Consider the following 16,919-nt stretch of genomic DNA (forward strand, 5'->3'; position numbering starts at 1 on the left):
GTCATTCTCCTTTTCTTGAAATGCTGCACATCGCATCCAGCATTCCGTCAATTGTATAAACCTCCGGCATAGTTGAAGGGATCCCGTATTCCGAGAGCGCCTTTTTCGTCAAAGGCCCGATGCTGATAAAGGATGTGCCTTTTTCAGCCCACCTTTTGCTCTCCTCTTTCAACATGCTCATAAACGCATGTACGGTCGAAGAGCTCGTAAACGTCACGAAATCAAACGCTTCACGCGACGCCGCACTTTTGAGCAGACGCATTCCATCCGTATCAGGGACGGTTTCATACAAAACCCACTCCGAAATGTCAATGCCGAGCGGAGTAAGGGTTTCTTTTATAACATCGCGCGATAAATTCCCTTTCAAAACCGCTACCTTGTCACTCGGCCCGATTTTTTGCCGCAGCGCTTCAGCCAGCTCTTCAGCGACGTAACGTTCCGGAATAAGGTCAACCCCGACATTCCTGTCTTCTAAATATCGGGCGGTCTTTTCGCCGACAGCGGCAACCTTCGCCTTGGATGCGGCCGAAATCCTGATTCCGTGATCTTCCATGTAAGAAAAAAAGAATTTCGCTCCGTTTACGCTCGTAAAGACAAGCCAGTCCGCCCGGCCGATGTCCGCTTGAAATTGCGGGGCCCGATCAGAAAAGAGAGCAGGCCGGAACGAGATCAAAGAGGTTAATACCGCTTCTCCTCCCAAATCCTTCACCTTTTTTCCAAATGACCGGGCTTGCGCTTTATTGCGGGTGACGAGCACCTTCTTTCCCTGCAGAGGAAGATCACGATTCATGATCGTCCAGCTCCTGTTTGACCCGGTCAATTAAAGCCTTGGCTCCTTTTTGCGCCATCCGTCCGGCGCACTCTTTGCCGACGGCTGCGGGATCTGTCCCGCCCGTCTTTTCCCTGTATACCGTTTTGCCGTCCGGAGAGGCGACAAGACCGGTCAGTTCGATGATATCTTCTTTATTCATCACGGCAAAACCCGCAATCGGAATTTGACAGCCGCCTTCCATCGCATGAAGAAAAGCGCGTTCAGCGGTGACAGTCTGTTCTGTGTAACGGTCATTCAGCCCGGATAACAGGCCTAGCAGCTCTTCGTCCGCAGCTCTGCACTCAATCGCCAACGCGCCTTGCCCGACTGCAGGCAGGCAGCTCTCAGGCTCAAGAAACTCCGTCACGACATCGTCTTTCCATCCCATTCTCGAAAGGCCGGCAGCCGCTAAAATAATCGCGTCATACTCCTCTGTCTCAAGCTTTTTGAGCCTTGTGTCGATATTCCCTCTGATCCATTTAATCTCAAGGTCGGGACGGATCTGCAAAAGCTGGGCGCTTCTCCGCAGGCTGCTTGTGCCGACAACCGCCCCCTGCGGAAGCTCTGCGAGTGTTTGACGTTTTTTTGAAATCAGCGCGTCGCGGACATCCTCCCGCTTCGGAACGCATCCGATCACAAGGCCCTCCGGAAGCGCGGACGGCATGTCTTTCATACTGTGAACGGCCATATCAATTTCTCCCGAAAGCATGGCCTGCTCGATTTCTTTAACGAAAAGGCCTTTTCCGCCGACCTTTGACAAGGTGACGTCAAGAATCCGGTCGCCTTTCGTCACGATTTCCTTTATTTCAAATGTAACATTCGGATGCAGTTCCTCCAGTTTTTTGATTACCCATTTCGTCTGGGTCATCGCCAATTTGCTTCTTCTTGAGCCTACGATGATATTTCTCATATGTTCTTCCTCCCATTTCCGTACGGGCAACCGTTTTAACTAAACCAATGAAATTGTGAAAAGCTGCCTAGTAAAAAGAAATTGATTAAGAGAACAAGAAAAGACGCGGTATTCCACATAGCCGCGATCCTCCCCTGCAGCTCTTTGACGATCCTGATAAATAAATAATAACCATATAAAAAGAGAAGCACGATGGAGCCGAGCACTTTCGGGTCCGTCCAGTACAGGGTCTCAAGCGACACATATGACCAGATGATTCCGAGTATCAGGCTCAAGAGGAGCATGGGCACGCCGATGATATTAAGGACGTACGCCATGTAATCAAGCTTTGCCAAATCCTCGATTCTCAAAAGCCATTTTCCCCACTTTTTCTTTTTCAATAAATTGTACTGAAAAAGATAAAGCATTGAAAAGACAAATGACAAAGAAAATGCTCCGTATGAGAGAATCGCCATCGTAATATGAATGATCAGAAGCTCTGACACCAGCCTGCCCGAAAGCTCCGCCGACTGCTGTGCAGTCGGTGTAAACGTATGAATCGCAACCATGGAAAAGCCGATCACGTTTGTGAAAAAGACGAGAAAATCCACCTTCAAGAGCTTTGTCAATACAAGGGACAGCGTGACAAGCACCCAGGCATAAAAATAAAGACCCTGCACATTATTCAGCACAGGAAACGCCTCGGTATACCACATAAAATAAAAAAGATACACCGTCTGAAGAATCCAGACAATAGAAAGCAACCAGAAGGCCGCTCTGCCTGCCTTCCGGTTGTGCTGTAGAAAATCTATAAAATAAAAGAGAACGCTGAGCGCATATAACACGATCGTGCCTTCATTAAGCCTTGCTAGCAGTGTATCCGTCATGACGTCACTCACTCGCGATAGAGGTGAAGCCCTGCTGATGCTGTTTTGTAAAGCCTTGAACCAGCTGGCGCTCATCTTGTTTCTTTTCATTCGCGAAAGCCGCTTCTTCAATATCAAAAATCTGTGTGAACAGGCTGAGCTTTTCCTCTGCATCCGATTCTGAGGCAAACTCTTTCGCTTTTAAAATCGGATCGCGCAAAAGCTGGTTGATGATGCTTTTCGTATGTTTATTTAAAAGCTTCTTTTCCCTCGTACTTAAATGAGGCAGCTTGCGCTCAATGCTCTGCATCGTTTCAGACTGGATCGCGAGGGCCTTCTCCCTCAATGCCGAGATGACCGGAACGACTCCGAGCGTATTGAGCCATTGCTTAAAGGCAACGATTTCAGCCTCGATGATGAGCTCGACTTCTTCAGCCACGGCCTGGCGCTCTTTCAAGTTTTCCTCGACGATGCCTTCAAGATCGTCGATGTCATACAAAAAGACGCCTTCCACGTCTTGAAGCGCAGGATCAAGGTCGCGCGGCACAGCGATATCCACCATGAAAAGCGGACAGCCTTTCCGAAGCTTGTTGACCTGTTCGATCATTCCTTTTGTAATGACGTAGCCGTTTGCACCGGTCGAGCTGATGAGAATGTCAGCTTCCGTCAGAGCGCATTGCAGCTCGTTCAGGCTCTTTGCCTCGCCTGAAAAGCGGCCGGCCAGCTCTTTTGCCTTTGAAAATGTTCTGTTGATGACCGTAACCTGTCCGATTCCTTGCCCGTGAAGGTTTTGTACGGCAAGCTCTCCCATTTTGCCCGCTCCGAGAATGAGAACGTGCTTATCCGCAAGGCTGCCGAAGATTTTTTTCGCCAGCTCAACGGCGGCATAGCTGACAGATACCGCATTTGATGCGATGTCCGTCTCAGCGTGGCAGCGTTTGGCAACGGTGACAGCCTGTTTAAACAAATAGTTGAAAACGGTACCAATCGTCTTCTCTTCCTGAGCGAGCTTGAAGCTTGTGCGCACTTGGCCCAAAATCTGCGTTTCGCCGATGATCATTGAATCAAGGCCGCACGATACACGGAACAGATGTTCAACCGCTCCGTCATTTTCATAATATTTCAAGTAAGGCGACATGTCTTCTTTGTCCATGCCGAACCAATCCGCCAAAAACCTTTTCATATAATAGCGTCCGGTGTGCAACTGATCTACGACAGCATACAGTTCTGTTCGGTTGCATGTCGACACGATGATGTTTTCGAGTATGCTTTTCTCTTCTTTTAACTGCGACATGGCACGCCCCAAATCGCTGGGCTGAAACGTTAATTTTTCGCGTATATGAACAGGGGCCGATTTGTAATCCAATCCCACAACAAGTATATGCATAATTCCTGCTTGCACCCCCAACATCTATCTAGATTAGAATTATTATAATATAGAATTTATTATTCATAACGATTATAACATATATTCACTATTTTCTCTTCACAAAATGTGAACAGATTTTAAAAAAATGTTGTGTTATAGTAGAAATTGCTTTCCTATTTTCTTTACAACGAGAAGGTGATATTTTGAAAAAGAAATCGATTTTGCTCCCGTGCCTGTTCCTCGCCGTATCGATTTACGCAATATTGCGTTCCGGACAAATCAGCCTCTTTGACGGACAAGGGGAATGGTCTGTTTTAGCCGCTCTCGTCGGCCTGGCATTTTTATATCAGGGGCACAAAGAAGCCGATAACGTTCATTTTTTTGCCGGCTTGCTGCTTGCCGCAATCGGCAGTTATTTCGCCTTTAAACAGGAGCTTTTCGGACAAGCCGACGATTTCACCGCAGTCGTCCTGATTGCCGGATGCGCCCTGTTCATCAGATCGCTTCGCACGAAAGAATATCAATTTGAAAGTTTTTTGATGATCGCCTTTGCGCTGTATCTTTATTTTTTCAACCGGATCATCGCCTGGCTCCAATCGCTTAAAATTGAAACATCCTATGTAGAAGCATACTGGCCGGCCGCACTGATTGCAGTCAGTCTGCTCTTATTATTCTTAAAAAGAAAATAATTTATTCCGCAAAAAAGCACCTGCATCCTTGACGCAAGTGCTTTTTTTCAGCCGCTGATCATTTGTTCAATTGCGGCCCATGCTTCCTGCTTTCCTTTTTTCGTTTCCGAGGAAAACAGAATCAGTTTGTCTCCATCTTCAATATCCAGCGTCTGCCTGACGACTTTTGCATGCTTATCCCATTTTCCCTTAGGGATCTTATCAGCCTTTGTCGCAATGACAATCACCGGAATATCATAATGCTTTAAAAAGTCATACATCATGACATCATCCTGCGAAGGCGCGTGTCTGAGGTCGACGATTTGTACGACTGCTTTCAGTTCTTCTCGCGACGTCAAATACGTCTCGATCATCCGGCCCCACGCTTCGCGCTCGGTCTTGGACACTTTTGCAAACCCGTAGCCCGGAACGTCGACGAAATGGAGCACATCATTGATGATATAGAAGTTGAGCGTCTGTGTTTTGCCGGGCTTTGAAGACGTTCTCGCTAAATTTTTCCGGTTGATCATTGTATTAATGAATGATGATTTCCCGACATTGGATCTCCCGGCAAGCGCGATCTCCGGCAGCCCCCCTTCAGGGTACTGCTCGGGTTTCACCGCGCTGATGACGATTTCTGATTTTGTTACTTTCATTTCTCTACTCCCACTAGCGCTTGCTTAAGGACTTCATCCAGATGAGAGACGGGTATAAAATTCAATCCTTCCCGCACGCTCTCCGGAATGTCCTCAATGTCTTTTTCATTATCTTTCGGTATGATGATGTTTTTCAGTCCGGCCCGATGCGCGGCGAGCGCTTTTTCTTTCAGGCCGCCGATCGGAAGCACCCGGCCTCTCAGCGTAATTTCCCCGGTCATGCCGACATTGCGGGAAACCGGGCGGCCCGTCAGTGCAGAAACGAGAGCGGTCGCCATCGTGATGCCGGCGGACGGGCCGTCCTTCGGAACCGCGCCTTCGGGAACATGGATGTGAATGTCATGCTTTTCATGAAAATCCGGACTGATCTTTAATTCTTCCGCTTTTGAACGGACATAGCTGAATGCAGCCTGCGCCGATTCCCTCATGACATCGCCGAGTTTTCCGGTTAAGATCAGCTTGCCTTTACCCGGTGAAAGCGACACTTCAATAGAAAGCGTATCACCCCCGGCTGTTGTATAAGCAAGCCCCGTCACGACGCCGATTTGGTCATCCAGCTCCGCTTGCCCGTATCTGAAGATCCGTTTTCCTAGATAGTCCTCGAGATTTTTCTCTGTGACCGTGATTCTTTTTCTTTCTCCTGAGACGATCAGCTTTGCCGCTTTTCTGCAGATCGCGGTAATTTGGCGCTCAAGGTTCCGCACCCCGGCTTCCCTCGTATAATAGCGGATGACATCAAGTACGGCCTGGTCCCGCATTTGCAGGTTTGATTTTTTCAGCCCATGCTCCTTGATCTGCTTCGGCAGAAGATGGTCTTTGACGATTTCCACCTTCTCCACTTCGGTATAGCCCGCGATCGTAATGATTTCCATTCTATCTCTAAGCGGAGCAGGAATTGTCGCCAGATTATTCGCTGTCGCGATAAACAAAACCTTCGATAAGTCAAACGTTTCTTCTATATAATGGTCGCTGAACGTGTGATTTTGCTCAGGATCGAGCACTTCAAGCATCGCTGAAGCAGGGTCGCCCCTGAAATCTGAGGCCATCTTATCAATTTCATCCAGCAGAAATACTGGATTGATTTTGCCCGCTTTTTTCATTCCCTGAATGATCCGGCCGGGCATCGCCCCGACATACGTCCGGCGGTGGCCGCGGATTTCGGATTCATCCCTGACGCCGCCAAGCGAAATGCGGACGAATTTCCGCCCGAGCGATTTAGCGATCGATTTTGCAAGGGAAGTTTTTCCGACGCCGGGAGGTCCGGCCAAACACAAAATCGGTCCTTTTAATGACTTTGTCAGCTTTTGGACGGCTAAGTACTCAAGAACCCGCTCCTTGACTTTCTCAAGGCCGTGATGCTCTTCATCAAGAATTTTGCCGGCAAGGTGAATATCAAGCCTGTCTTCTGTTGCATCATTCCACGGCAGCGAAATCAGCCATTCGATGTAATTGCGGATCACCGAACTTTCTGCAGAGCTTGACGGGATTTTTTCGTACCGGTTCAGCTCTTTGAATGCCGTTTCTTTCACATGGTCCGGCATACCGGCCTCTTCGATTTTATCCGTAAGCTTTTGAACCTCGCCCGCTTTTCCTTCTTTGTCTCCAAGCTCTTTTTGGATGGCTTTCATTTGCTCGCGGAGGTAGTATTCCTTTTGCGTTCTTTCCATTGAACGCTTCACGCGCTGCCCGATTTTTTTCTCAATCTCCAAGACTTCTTTTTCATTGTGAATCAGGTCGATCACTTTATTCAGCCTTGCTTTCACATCGATTGTTTCCAGCACTTCCTGCTTGTCCTTTAACTTAAGCGGAAGGTGGGAAGCGACGATATCGGCCATTCTCCCGGGCTCTTCAATGTCTGTTACCGCGGCAAACGTTTCAGCCGATATTTTTTTGGAAATCTTTATGTATTGATCAAAGTGGTCGAGCAGGGTGCGCATTAGTGCTTCATCTTCAACATCTTTTTCAGTATCCTCTTCGATTCGCTCGATCGTAACCGATGTATAATCATCCAAATCATGGTATTCAACGATTCGGGCGCGCTGAATGCCTTCCACTAAAACGCGGATCGTTCCGTTCGGAAGCTTCAGCATCTGCTTGATTTTCGTGTAGGTCCCGAATGGGAAGATTTCTTCTTCATCCGGTTCGTCTATCGATATGTCCTTTTGTGTTGCAAGAAAAATCATATGGTCATTCATCATAGACTGTTCAAGCGCCTGCACCGACTTTTCGCGTCCTACATCAAGGTGCAACACCATGGTCGGATAGACGAGTAAACCTCTTAAAGGGAGGAGCGGGATGCTTCGTTTCGTTTCATCTGCCATTTTGACTGACACCTCCGTAACTTTAGTAAGAAACATTATAATACACTTTTTTTATCGATGTACAATGGTAAGTCCCGCGAATTAAAAGGGTCTCCTGTAGTATACCCTTTCTTTCACTTCTGAAAAAGGAAAAGATGTCCTCCGCAAAGAAAACTTGCCCGGATACGGCCCCGTTAAAAAATCCTCACCGAAAAGTGATGAGGATTATACGGATTCTTTTTTGATCTTTACGCCGTCCGGCATTTCTGAAGGCGGATTGACCAATGAAAGGTCAAGCACTTCCTGAAGCGTTTTGACGGGAACGATGCGAATGCCTTCGATCTGCTTTAAGATGGACTGGACATTTTCATGCGGGATAATGACCGTCTTCGCGCCCGCATGCTTGGCAGCTTTAATTTTCGGAATCACGCCGCCGATCGGTTTAACCCGGCCGTGCAGGCTGATTTCACCAGTCATCGCGATCGTATGGTCGATCGGGATTTTGTGGATTGCCGAAAAAATGCCCGCGGCCATCGCAATTCCAGCCGACGGCCCGTCAACCGGGATTCCGCCCGGGAAATTAATGTGGATGTCATAATCTGAAGCTTTTACCCCCATTGTCCTGAGGACGGTCATGACGTTTTCAACAGACCCTTTCGCCATGCTTTTCCGGCGGATCGATTTTGACTGATTGCCGATATTTTCTTCTTCGGCAATGCCGGTAATATTGATCGATCCTTTATCAGCGGCTTGATTGACAGTAACTTCGATCTCTAGCAAAGAGCCGCTGTTCGGACCGTGTACCGCAAGACCGTTGACGATGCCGATCTGCGGCTTACCTCCGATTTTTTGCTCATATTTCGGCGTCAGCTGGCTGGAATGGATCACCCATTCGATATCCTCGAGAGTGACGTGGTCGCGGTCTTCAGTAAGCGCCATCCCGGCGGCGATCTGCATCATATTGACGACTTCGCGCCCGTTCCTCGCATAGCATGTCAAAAGGTCGAGCCCTTCGTCTGTTACGTGTTTTTTAATTTTTTCAGCCGCTTTTTTCGCGACGGTTTTCAATTCGTGCCTTTCAAGGTCGCGGAAAAACACTTCAAGGCAGCGCGAGCGGATGGCGGGAGGAATTTCCTCGGGCATTCTCGTCGTCGCGCCGATCAGTCTGAAGTCCGCCGGCAGCCCGTTTTGAAAAATATCGTGAATATGCTTCGGGATTTGCGTGTTTTCTTCGCTGTAATAGGCGCTTTCCAGAAAGACTTTCCGATCTTCCAGCACTTTCAGCATTTTATTCATTTGAATCGGATGAAGCTCTCCGATTTCATCGATAAATAAAACGCCTCCATGGGCATGTGTGACGGCCCCTTGTTTCGGCTGCGGAATTCCCGCCTGTCCCATCGCGCCGGCTCCCTGGTAAATCGGGTCATGAACCGAACCGATTAAAGGGTCGGCAATTCCCCGCTCATCAAATCGGGCCGTCGTTGCGTCAAGCTCCACAAAAACGGAAGAATCCCGAAAAGGAGAACGTTTATTTTTTTTTGCTTCTTCCAGGACGAGCCGGGCGGCTGCCGTTTTTCCGACCCCCGGAGGGCCGTAGATGATCACGTGCTGAGGATTCGGTCCGCAAAGAGCGGCTTTCAGCGCTTTGATTCCGTCTTCCTGGCCGACAATGTCATGAAAGCTTGTCGGCCGGACTTTTTCTGATAAAGGTTCTGATAAATGGATTGATCTCATTTTCCGGAGCTGTTCCATCTCTTTTTTGGATTCTCTGTCTATCGTAACCTTTTGCGTTCTTTGGTTTTTAAGCAGATTCCAAAAATATAATCCGATGATAATCCCGAAAAATAATTGTACAAAAAGTGCAATGCTCGTCCAGCTCAACTGATGGTCCCTCCCGTATCTGATCTATGTCTGTTAGTATTTCCTGTTGGGAGAGGGAATAAACGTTTCGGAAGGGATAATTTTGGCCAAACAAAAACCCCCTGAAGCTTCAGGGGGATGTAAGCATTATGCCGACGTTTTTTTGTCTTCGGTGGCGACGGTGCCGTCTTTCATAATCAGACGCGGCGGCTCGCCGTCAGTGACGGTTTCTGCCGTAATCACGCATTTTTCGATATCGTCGCGTGACGGCAGGTCAAACATCACGTCAAGCATGATTCCTTCGATAATGGAACGAAGTCCGCGCGCACCTGTTTTGCGTTCGATCGCTTTTTTGGCGATTGCTTTGAGAGCTTCTTCTTCGAAGACAAGCTCCACATTATCCAGTTCAAGCATTTTCGCGTATTGTTTTACAAGTGCATTTTTCGGTTTTGTCAAAATTTCAACCAGCGCTTTTTCATCAAGCGGTTCAAGGCTGGCGATAATCGGAAGCCGGCCGATGAATTCCGGAATTAAGCCGAAGCGAAGCAAATCTTCAGGAAGCACTTTGGACAACAGCGCTTCTTTCTCAAGGTCTTCGTGCTTGTTGTCGGCGCCGAAACCGATGACTTTCTGACCGAGACGGCGTTTGATAATCTGCTCGATTCCGTCAAAAGCCCCGCCGCAGATGAACAGGATATTGGTCGTGTCAATTTGGATGAATTCTTGATGCGGGTGCTTTCTTCCGCCTTGAGGCGGAACGCTGGCAACCGTGCCTTCAAGAATTTTCAGAAGCGCCTGCTGGACGCCTTCACCTGAAACATCGCGCGTAATCGAAGGGTTCTCCGACTTTCTCGCGACTTTGTCAATTTCATCGATGTAGATAATGCCTTTTTCGGCTTTTTCCACGTCATAGTCAGCCGCCTGGATCAGCTTCAGCAAAATGTTTTCCACGTCTTCACCGACATAGCCCGCCTCCGTCAGGGAGGTAGCGTCAGCGATCGCAAACGGCACATTTAAGATGCGTGCAAGCGTTTGGGCAAGAAGCGTTTTTCCGCTTCCTGTCGGTCCGATCATGGAAATGTTGCTCTTCGACAGCTCGACATCGTCGACTTTGCTGTTGGAGTTAATCCGTTTATAGTGATTGTAAACGGCTACGGCAAGGGATTTTTTCGCCTGGTCCTGGCCGATTACGTATTCATCAAGAATTTCACGGATTTCCTGCGGCTTCGGAACATCTTTAAACTCCACTTCTTCTTCATTGCCGAGCTCCTCTTCGACGATCTCAGTGCAAAGTTCGATGCACTCATCACATATATATACGCCTGGTCCGGCGACAAGCTTGCGTACCTGATCTTGGGTTTTTCCGCAAAACGAGCATTTCAATTGTCCTTTTTCCTCGTTGAATTTAAACATTCTTTCACCCCTTATATCCTTGTCATATCCGTTTCTTCGTTAAAAGAAACATACGCTGTAAAACATTCGTTCCATTATGTATTGCATTTTACCACACTTTCCAAAAAGGCGATAACATTGTGTTTGCCTTTCCGGCATATTCAATATGTATGTTGATCCGCTTGACATTATCTATCCTTTCCAAAAGAAGGGCCGATAAGTCAAAATTGTATAAAACAAGGCACGAAACACTCGCGCCCTGTTTTATATAAACTATGATTATGAAACATATTAACGGTTTTCTACAAGAAAATCAATTGCTTTGCGAATTTTTAAATCCTCTTTCATGCCGTCTGTAGAACCGATCGCTTGTTTGATGTTTTCAACAGGCATGTTATACGCTTCAGCCATTTTAGAAAGCTCTTCTTCGACTTCCTCGTCAGAAACTTGAAGGTCTTCGGCTTTTGCGATGGCTTCAAGCGTCAAGTTTGATTTTACGCGTTTTTCGGCATCTTCTTTCATTTGCTCTTTCAGCGCGTTTTCATCCTGGCCTGAGAATTGGAAGTAAAGATCAAGGTTCATGCCTTGCATTTGCAGACGCTGTTCGAATTCTTTCATCATGCGGTCAAGCTCTGTATCGATCATCGCTTGAGGAATGTCGATCTCAGCATTTTCAGAAGCCTTCAAAACAAGCTCCTCGCGCAATTTTGCATCCGCTTCGTTTTCTTTCGCTTCTTCAAGGCGTTTTTTCGTTTTCTCAGTCAGTTCGGCAAGCGTTTCGACTTCTTCATCGACGTCTTTCGCGAACTCGTCATCAAGCTCAGGAAGCTCTTTCGCCTTGATTTCATGAATTTTCACTTTGAAGACGGCTGGTTTGCCGGCCAATTCTTCAGCATGATATTCTTCAGGGAATGTGACTTCAACGTCTTTTTCAGCGCCGGCTTCCAGTCCGACAAGCTGGTCTTCAAAGCCCGGAATGAAAGAGCCTGAACCGACTTCCAGAGAATAGTTCTCCGCTTTTCCGCCTTCGAAAGCTTCGCCGTCAACGAATCCTTCGAAATCAAGAACAACGGTGTCTCCTTCTTCCACTTTTCCGTCTTCTTTGACGACAAGCTCTGCCTGGCGCTCTTGAAGAGACTTCAGTTCGTTTTGTACGTCTTCATCCGTTACGGCAGTATCGTCTTTTTCAACGCCGAGCCCTTTGTATTCGCCAAGCTTCACTTCAGGTTTAACCGTTACTTTCGCAGTGAAGATCAGGTTCTCGCCTTTTTCGATTTTTTCAACATCGATTTCCGGACGGTCAACAGGCTCAATACCCGCTTCTTCAACCGCTTTCGGATATTCGACAGGAAGCAGGATGTCCAGTGCGTCCTGATAAAGCGCTTCAACACCGAAACGCTGCTCAAACAAGCCGCGCGGCACTTTTCCTTTACGGAATCCAGGAATGGATACTTGCTTCACTACTTTTTTGAATGCATCATCAAGGGCTTTATTAAAGGTATCAGCATCAACCTCAACCGTTAAAACGCCTTCGTTTCCTTCTTGCTTTTCCCATTTTACTGACATGTGTTTCCCTCCAAAATCTATTCAGGTTGTGTCGGTTTTCCATTTTAAAACAAGCACGCGGCTTCGTCCATCAAAACATTGATCCTGCCGTCAGCTTAGTTCTTCCTCATGAGCCATCATTATGTATGCAAAGATAAATAATGAATCTTTAGCGGCAAACGGAACAATCGCCTTCCGTTTCATAAATGCAACCACTTTATTATAACACAATGCCTGCTGCTTTCAACATTTACAAGTAAGAAATTTCTTCTATGTCTTTGATCATCGCGCACGCTTCTTCAAGCTGTCCGTCATTGAAATCATAGAGAATGTGAAGCTCGCTTTTGTCAATGTCGATGCCGTGCATTTCATATCCGACCTTATGAAGCGCGGCGGCCCAAAGCTCGCGGTTCGAGTATTTCGGCTGAAACGGATACAGCACATAGAGATGCCTGCGCCACAATTCTTCAACCGCCTGATACAGCGAGGGATTCTCATTTCCGAGCGTATCGTCAAGGACGTTCAGGACGTGTTTTAAAATCGGCATGTCATCAGGCTTGACCGTTTCTTTCGGATTGATTGTCATCGATTCGCCAAATTTTGTGACGAGCGTCGGTTTTTCATAGTCCGACTCGGCCAGGAGCTGAAGGATCATCGTCTTTACGACCGGATGCCCGTTCGGATGCTGCAGAATCGTTTTCAATAAACCGGCGTATTTCGAGAGATTCCGGTCTTTCAGCGCATGGATCAGCTTCACCTGCTCGCCGGTGTCGTTTAAAACTTTCTCACGGTCGTAGCCCTCGGCGTCTGACGGATCCTCTATGATGTCCTCCGCCTCCGGCTCTTCGGTCATCTTGCGGCTGAATTCGAGCAGTTTATAAAACTGTTCAGCGCTTTCGGGGGGCAGCTTGTTTTCCTCAAGAACGGCTTCGATCGTTTCCTTTACTTTATCATACTGTCTAAGCTGAATTAAAATCGTCATATAGACCTGTAAAACCGTAAAATAGTGACCCTGGCCCTCCTTGAGCATTTTTTCACAGATGCCCCTCGCTTCTTCAAGCTCGCCGATTTCCAGAAAGCATATTGCCATTCCGAGATAAATGTCAGATTCCTCTTCATCGTAATTCCTCGCCTCTGAAAACAGCCGCAGTGCTTCATGGTAATTTTTTTCTTTTAGGGCGGACATCCCTTTATGCACTAACCGCTCTTTCACGTTAGGGAACGGGATGATCTTTGAATTTTTCTTGTCACGCTTCATGCTTAAGTTCCTTTCAGGCACTTATTTTTATCAAGTGTACCAACCCGGCCCGCTAAACACAAGAAAGAACCGTTTCTGCCCCTTTCAGCAAAAAAAGCTTCCGAAAAAATCGGACAGCTTTTTTAAACTTGCAGCCAGGGGCTTCTCTGTTTTTCAAATTGTTCAATCTCATCTTCCAATAGCAGCGTTAATGAGATTTCGTCATAGCCGTTCAAAAGCATTTCCTTCCAGTGCGGATCAACGTCGAATGCAATCTGCTTCCCGCCGTGATCCGTAATCGTCTGCTTTTCGAGGTCGACTGTCAAAGGCAGCGACTGATGTTCATAATGTGCAGCAAGCTCCTTCCACGTGTCATAAGGAAGGCGGATCGGCAGCATCCCGTTTTTAAAGCAGTTTTGATGAAAAATGTCGGCAAACGACGGCGCGATGATGATTTTAAAGCCGTAATCGTTCAAAGCCCACGGCGCATGCTCCCTCGAGGAGCCGCAGCCGAAGTTTTCACCAGCGATTAAAATCGATGCCCCTTCATATTCGGGCCGGTTGAGCTCGAATTCCGGATTCGGCGCACCGTCCTCCAAATACCGCCAGTCAAAGAATGCGAAGCGGCCGTAGCCCGTTCTTTCGATCCGTTTCAGGAATTGTTTCGGTATGATTTGATCCGTGTCTACATTAATTCTGTTTAATACCGCCGCTTTTCCGGTATGCGTTTTTAAAGGCTCCATCTTTTCACTCCTTTACACGACTGTTTTTTCTTTAAAGTGCTTTCTGACATCGACAAAACGGCCGAAAATCGCAGCCATCGCCGCCATTGCAGGACTGACGAGGTGCGTTCTTGCTCCCTTGCCCTGCCTTCCTTCAAAATTCCGGTTTGACGTGGAGGCGCAGCGCTCTCCTTCCGGAACGACGTCGTTATTCATGCTCAGGCACATGCTGCATCCCGATTCTCTCCATTCGAAGCCGGCCTCGGTAAAGATCTCATGAAGGCCTTCTTTTTCCGCCTGGATTTTGACGCTTTGCGAACCGGGAACAACGATCGCCCTGACGCCGTCGGCGACCTTTTGCCCTTTGATTATCTCGGCCGCCTGGCGGAGATCCGTCAGCCGCGAGTTCGTGCATGAGCCGATAAACACGTGCTCAATCGTAATATCTTCGATTTTTTTATATGGTTCAAGTCCCATATATTCATAGGCGCGCAGCGCTTCTTTTTTATCGTCTTCCTGGTCGAACGCCTCAGGGCCCGGAATGGCTTCATCAACCGGCAGAACCATTCCCGGATTGATGCCCCATGTCACCATCGGGGAAATCTCATTGCCGTCCAGAACAATCGTCCGGTCGTATACAGCTCCCGGATCGGTCCTCAGACTCTCCCATTCCTCGACGGCCTTTTCAAACGCTTCGCCTTTTGGCGCATATTTTTTCGTTTTAATATATTCAAACGTCGTTTCATCAGGTGCGATAAGCCCAGCCCTTGCCCCGGCTTCGATCGACATGTTGCAGACGGTCATCCGTTCATCCATCGACATGTTTCGGAACACTTCGCCCGTATATTCAATGACATAGCCGGCGCCGAATTTAACACCGTACTTTCCGATGATGGCAAGGATCACGTCTTTTGCTGTGACGCCTTTTTGCAGTGTGCCGTCAACGCGGATTTCAAGCGTTTTCGGTTTTTGCTGCCAAAGCGTCTGCGTTGAAAGCACATGCTCGACTTCGCTCGTTCCGATTCCGAATGCGAGCGCGCCGAACGCGCCGTGCGTTGACGTATGGCTGTCGCCGCAGACAATCGTTTTTCCCGGCAACGTTAAACCGAGCTCAGGTCCGATGACATGGACGATTCCCTGATCAGGGCTCGACAGGTCGGCAAGGCGGATGCCGAATTCTGCGCAATTTCGTTCAAGCGCGCTGACCTGCCGTTTTGCGACTTCATCATGAATCTCAAACCGGTTCACGGTCGGGATGTTATGATCCATCGTGGCAAACGTATTCTCAGGCCTTCTCACCTTTCTTTTCTTTTGTCTCAGACCTTCAAAGGCCTGGGGTGAAGTGACCTCATGGATTAAATGCAGATCGATGTATAAAAGGTCGGGCTTTCCCTCTCCTTTTTTAACGACATGCTGATCCCAAATTTTTTCGATGATCGTTCGAGGCGTCATCTTGTTTCCTCCCTCTACCAATATCCGTTTTCCTTAAACGTAAGCGGTCATGATGTTCGAAATGGCGTTGTCATCTGCCAGTGCTGCTTTAACCTCTCCCGTGATCGCCTTTGTCGTACAATGCTCTCCGCCTTTTGCAAGATCCTTTGTTCTTTTTCCGGACTGAAGCACTTGATCAACGGCGATTTCAACGGCTTTCGCTTCCGTTTCAAGGCCGAATGACGTGCGGAGCATCATCGCCGCCGACAAAATGGCTGCAAGCGGATTGGCGACGTTTTGTCCCGCGATGTCAGGAGCTGACCCGTGAACAGGCTCATACAGATGGAGGCCTGAGCTTGATAAGCTGGCCGACGGCAGCATGCCGAGCGATCCCGTCAGCATCGAAGCTTCATCGCTTAAAATATCGCCGAACATGTTTTCAGTGACGACGATGTCAAATTGACCCGGATGATAGATGAGCTGCATTGCGGCATTGTCGACGAGCATATGCTCAAGCTTCACGTCAGGAAATTCTTGAGCGACTTCTTCGGCCGTCTTTCTCCACAGCTTGCTTGATTCAAGAACGTTCGCTTTATCGACGGATGTGACTTTTCCTTTGCGTCCCTTTGCCATTCGGAAAGCTTCCCTGATGACCCGTTCCATTTCGGATTTTTTATAGAACAGCGTGTCAACGGCTTCTTCCTCGCCGTTTTCATTGACGTACTGCCTGCTCGGCTTTCCGAAATATAGACCGCCCGTCAGCTCGCGGACGATGACAAAGTCAACGCCTTTAATATATTCCTTTTTTAAAGGAGAGGCTTCGGCAAGGCTTTCAAACACTTTGACAGGTCTCAAGTTAGCGAAAAGATCGAGCTGTTTGCGAATGGCGAGGAGCCCTTTTTCCGGTCTCAGGTCAGAAGGATTTTGATCCCATTTCGGTCCTCCTACGGCTCCGAGCAAAATGGCGTCAGCTCCTTGGCAGACGGCGACCGTTTCCTTCGGCAGCGGCACACCCGCCTCATCGATGGCAGCTCCGCCGATCAGACCGTATTCAAATTCGAAATCATGCTGATAATGCTCGGCAACGCTTTTCAGAACGTCTACCGCCGCTTCCAGCACCTCGGGGCCGATTCCGTCACCTGGCAAAAGTGCGATTCGTTTTTTCACGTTAAA

General features: G+C 48.1%; 14 protein-coding genes. 1 reads left to right on the forward strand and 13 read right to left on the reverse strand.

Annotated features, from left to right (window positions below; all coding sequences use genetic code 11):
• Position 1 precedes the first annotated feature (1 nt).
• From V7126_RS04745 to hemA, 4 genes are read right to left on the reverse strand one after another with little or no spacing between them, the layout of a single operon-like run.
• Entirely contained in the window at positions 2–790 is a 789-nt protein-coding gene (locus tag V7126_RS04745) for a uroporphyrinogen-III synthase (RefSeq protein WP_335496987.1), read from the reverse strand.
• A complete protein-coding gene (gene hemC, locus V7126_RS04750; protein WP_335496990.1) occupies positions 780–1,721 on the reverse strand; it encodes a hydroxymethylbilane synthase in 942 nt (313 codons plus the stop codon). The genes V7126_RS04745 and hemC overlap by 11 nt, the downstream gene beginning before the upstream one ends.
• Positions 1,722–1,756: 35 nt before the next feature.
• A complete protein-coding gene (locus V7126_RS04755) occupies positions 1,757–2,587 on the reverse strand; it encodes a cytochrome c biogenesis protein (protein ID WP_046132052.1) in 831 nt (276 codons plus the stop codon).
• A gap of 4 nt (positions 2,588–2,591) precedes the next feature.
• Positions 2,592–3,953, reverse strand: a complete 1,362-nt coding sequence (gene hemA / locus V7126_RS04760) for a glutamyl-tRNA reductase (protein ID WP_335496993.1) — start codon at positions 3,951–3,953, stop codon at positions 2,592–2,594.
• Positions 3,954–4,138: 185 nt separating this feature from the next.
• Between hemA and V7126_RS04765 the strand changes: the two genes are divergently transcribed.
• Positions 4,139–4,624 (forward strand): FUSC family protein, encoded by a 486-nt coding sequence (locus V7126_RS04765; protein ID WP_046132050.1) that lies wholly within the window; start codon positions 4,139–4,141, stop codon positions 4,622–4,624.
• A gap of 47 nt (positions 4,625–4,671) precedes the next feature.
• On the opposite strand, the gene yihA is transcribed toward V7126_RS04765, so the two are convergent.
• The 9 genes from yihA to leuB all read right to left on the reverse strand — a co-directional run bounded on the left by yihA (position 4,672) and on the right by leuB (position 16,913).
• Positions 4,672–5,259: a ribosome biogenesis GTP-binding protein YihA/YsxC gene (yihA, locus tag V7126_RS04770; RefSeq protein WP_335496998.1), complete on the reverse strand. Its 588-nt coding sequence runs from the start codon at positions 5,257–5,259 to the stop codon at positions 4,672–4,674.
• Entirely contained in the window at positions 5,256–7,580 is a 2,325-nt protein-coding gene (gene lon / locus V7126_RS04775) for an endopeptidase La (protein WP_335497001.1), read from the reverse strand. Before lon ends, yihA begins: the two co-directional genes overlap by 4 nt.
• A gap of 204 nt (positions 7,581–7,784) precedes the next feature.
• Positions 7,785–9,440 carry an ATP-dependent protease LonB gene (gene lonB, locus V7126_RS04780; protein ID WP_046132047.1) on the reverse strand — a complete coding sequence of 552 codons (1,656 nt, stop codon included), beginning with the start codon at positions 9,438–9,440 and terminating at the stop codon, positions 7,785–7,787.
• Between the two features lie 126 nt (positions 9,441–9,566).
• Positions 9,567–10,832, reverse strand: coding sequence for an ATP-dependent protease ATP-binding subunit ClpX (gene clpX, locus V7126_RS04785; RefSeq protein ID WP_046132046.1), 1,266 nt, complete (start codon positions 10,830–10,832; stop codon positions 9,567–9,569).
• A 270-nt stretch (positions 10,833–11,102) separates the two neighbouring features.
• On the reverse strand, positions 11,103–12,377 hold the full coding sequence (gene tig / locus V7126_RS04790) for a trigger factor (protein ID WP_046132045.1): 1,275 nt from the start codon (positions 12,375–12,377) through the stop codon (positions 11,103–11,105).
• Positions 12,378–12,606: 229 nt separating this feature from the next.
• Positions 12,607–13,614 (reverse strand): DNA damage checkpoint antagonist DdcA, encoded by a 1,008-nt coding sequence (gene ddcA / locus V7126_RS04795; protein WP_046132044.1) that lies wholly within the window; start codon positions 13,612–13,614, stop codon positions 12,607–12,609.
• Between the two features lie 122 nt (positions 13,615–13,736).
• On the reverse strand, positions 13,737–14,336 hold the full coding sequence (gene leuD / locus V7126_RS04800) for a 3-isopropylmalate dehydratase small subunit (protein WP_046132043.1): 600 nt from the start codon (positions 14,334–14,336) through the stop codon (positions 13,737–13,739).
• A 12-nt stretch (positions 14,337–14,348) separates the two neighbouring features.
• Positions 14,349–15,767: a 3-isopropylmalate dehydratase large subunit gene (gene leuC / locus V7126_RS04805; RefSeq protein ID WP_046132042.1), complete on the reverse strand. Its 1,419-nt coding sequence runs from the start codon at positions 15,765–15,767 to the stop codon at positions 14,349–14,351.
• Positions 15,768–15,800: 33 nt separating this feature from the next.
• On the reverse strand, positions 15,801–16,913 hold the full coding sequence (gene leuB / locus V7126_RS04810) for a 3-isopropylmalate dehydrogenase (RefSeq protein WP_046132041.1): 1,113 nt from the start codon (positions 16,911–16,913) through the stop codon (positions 15,801–15,803).
• Positions 16,914–16,919 lie beyond the last annotated feature (6 nt).

The sequence above is a fragment of the Bacillus sp. JJ675 genome (assembly GCF_036963165.1).
Taxonomy (GTDB): Bacteria; Bacillota; Bacilli; order Bacillales; family Bacillaceae; genus Bacillus; species Bacillus glycinifermentans.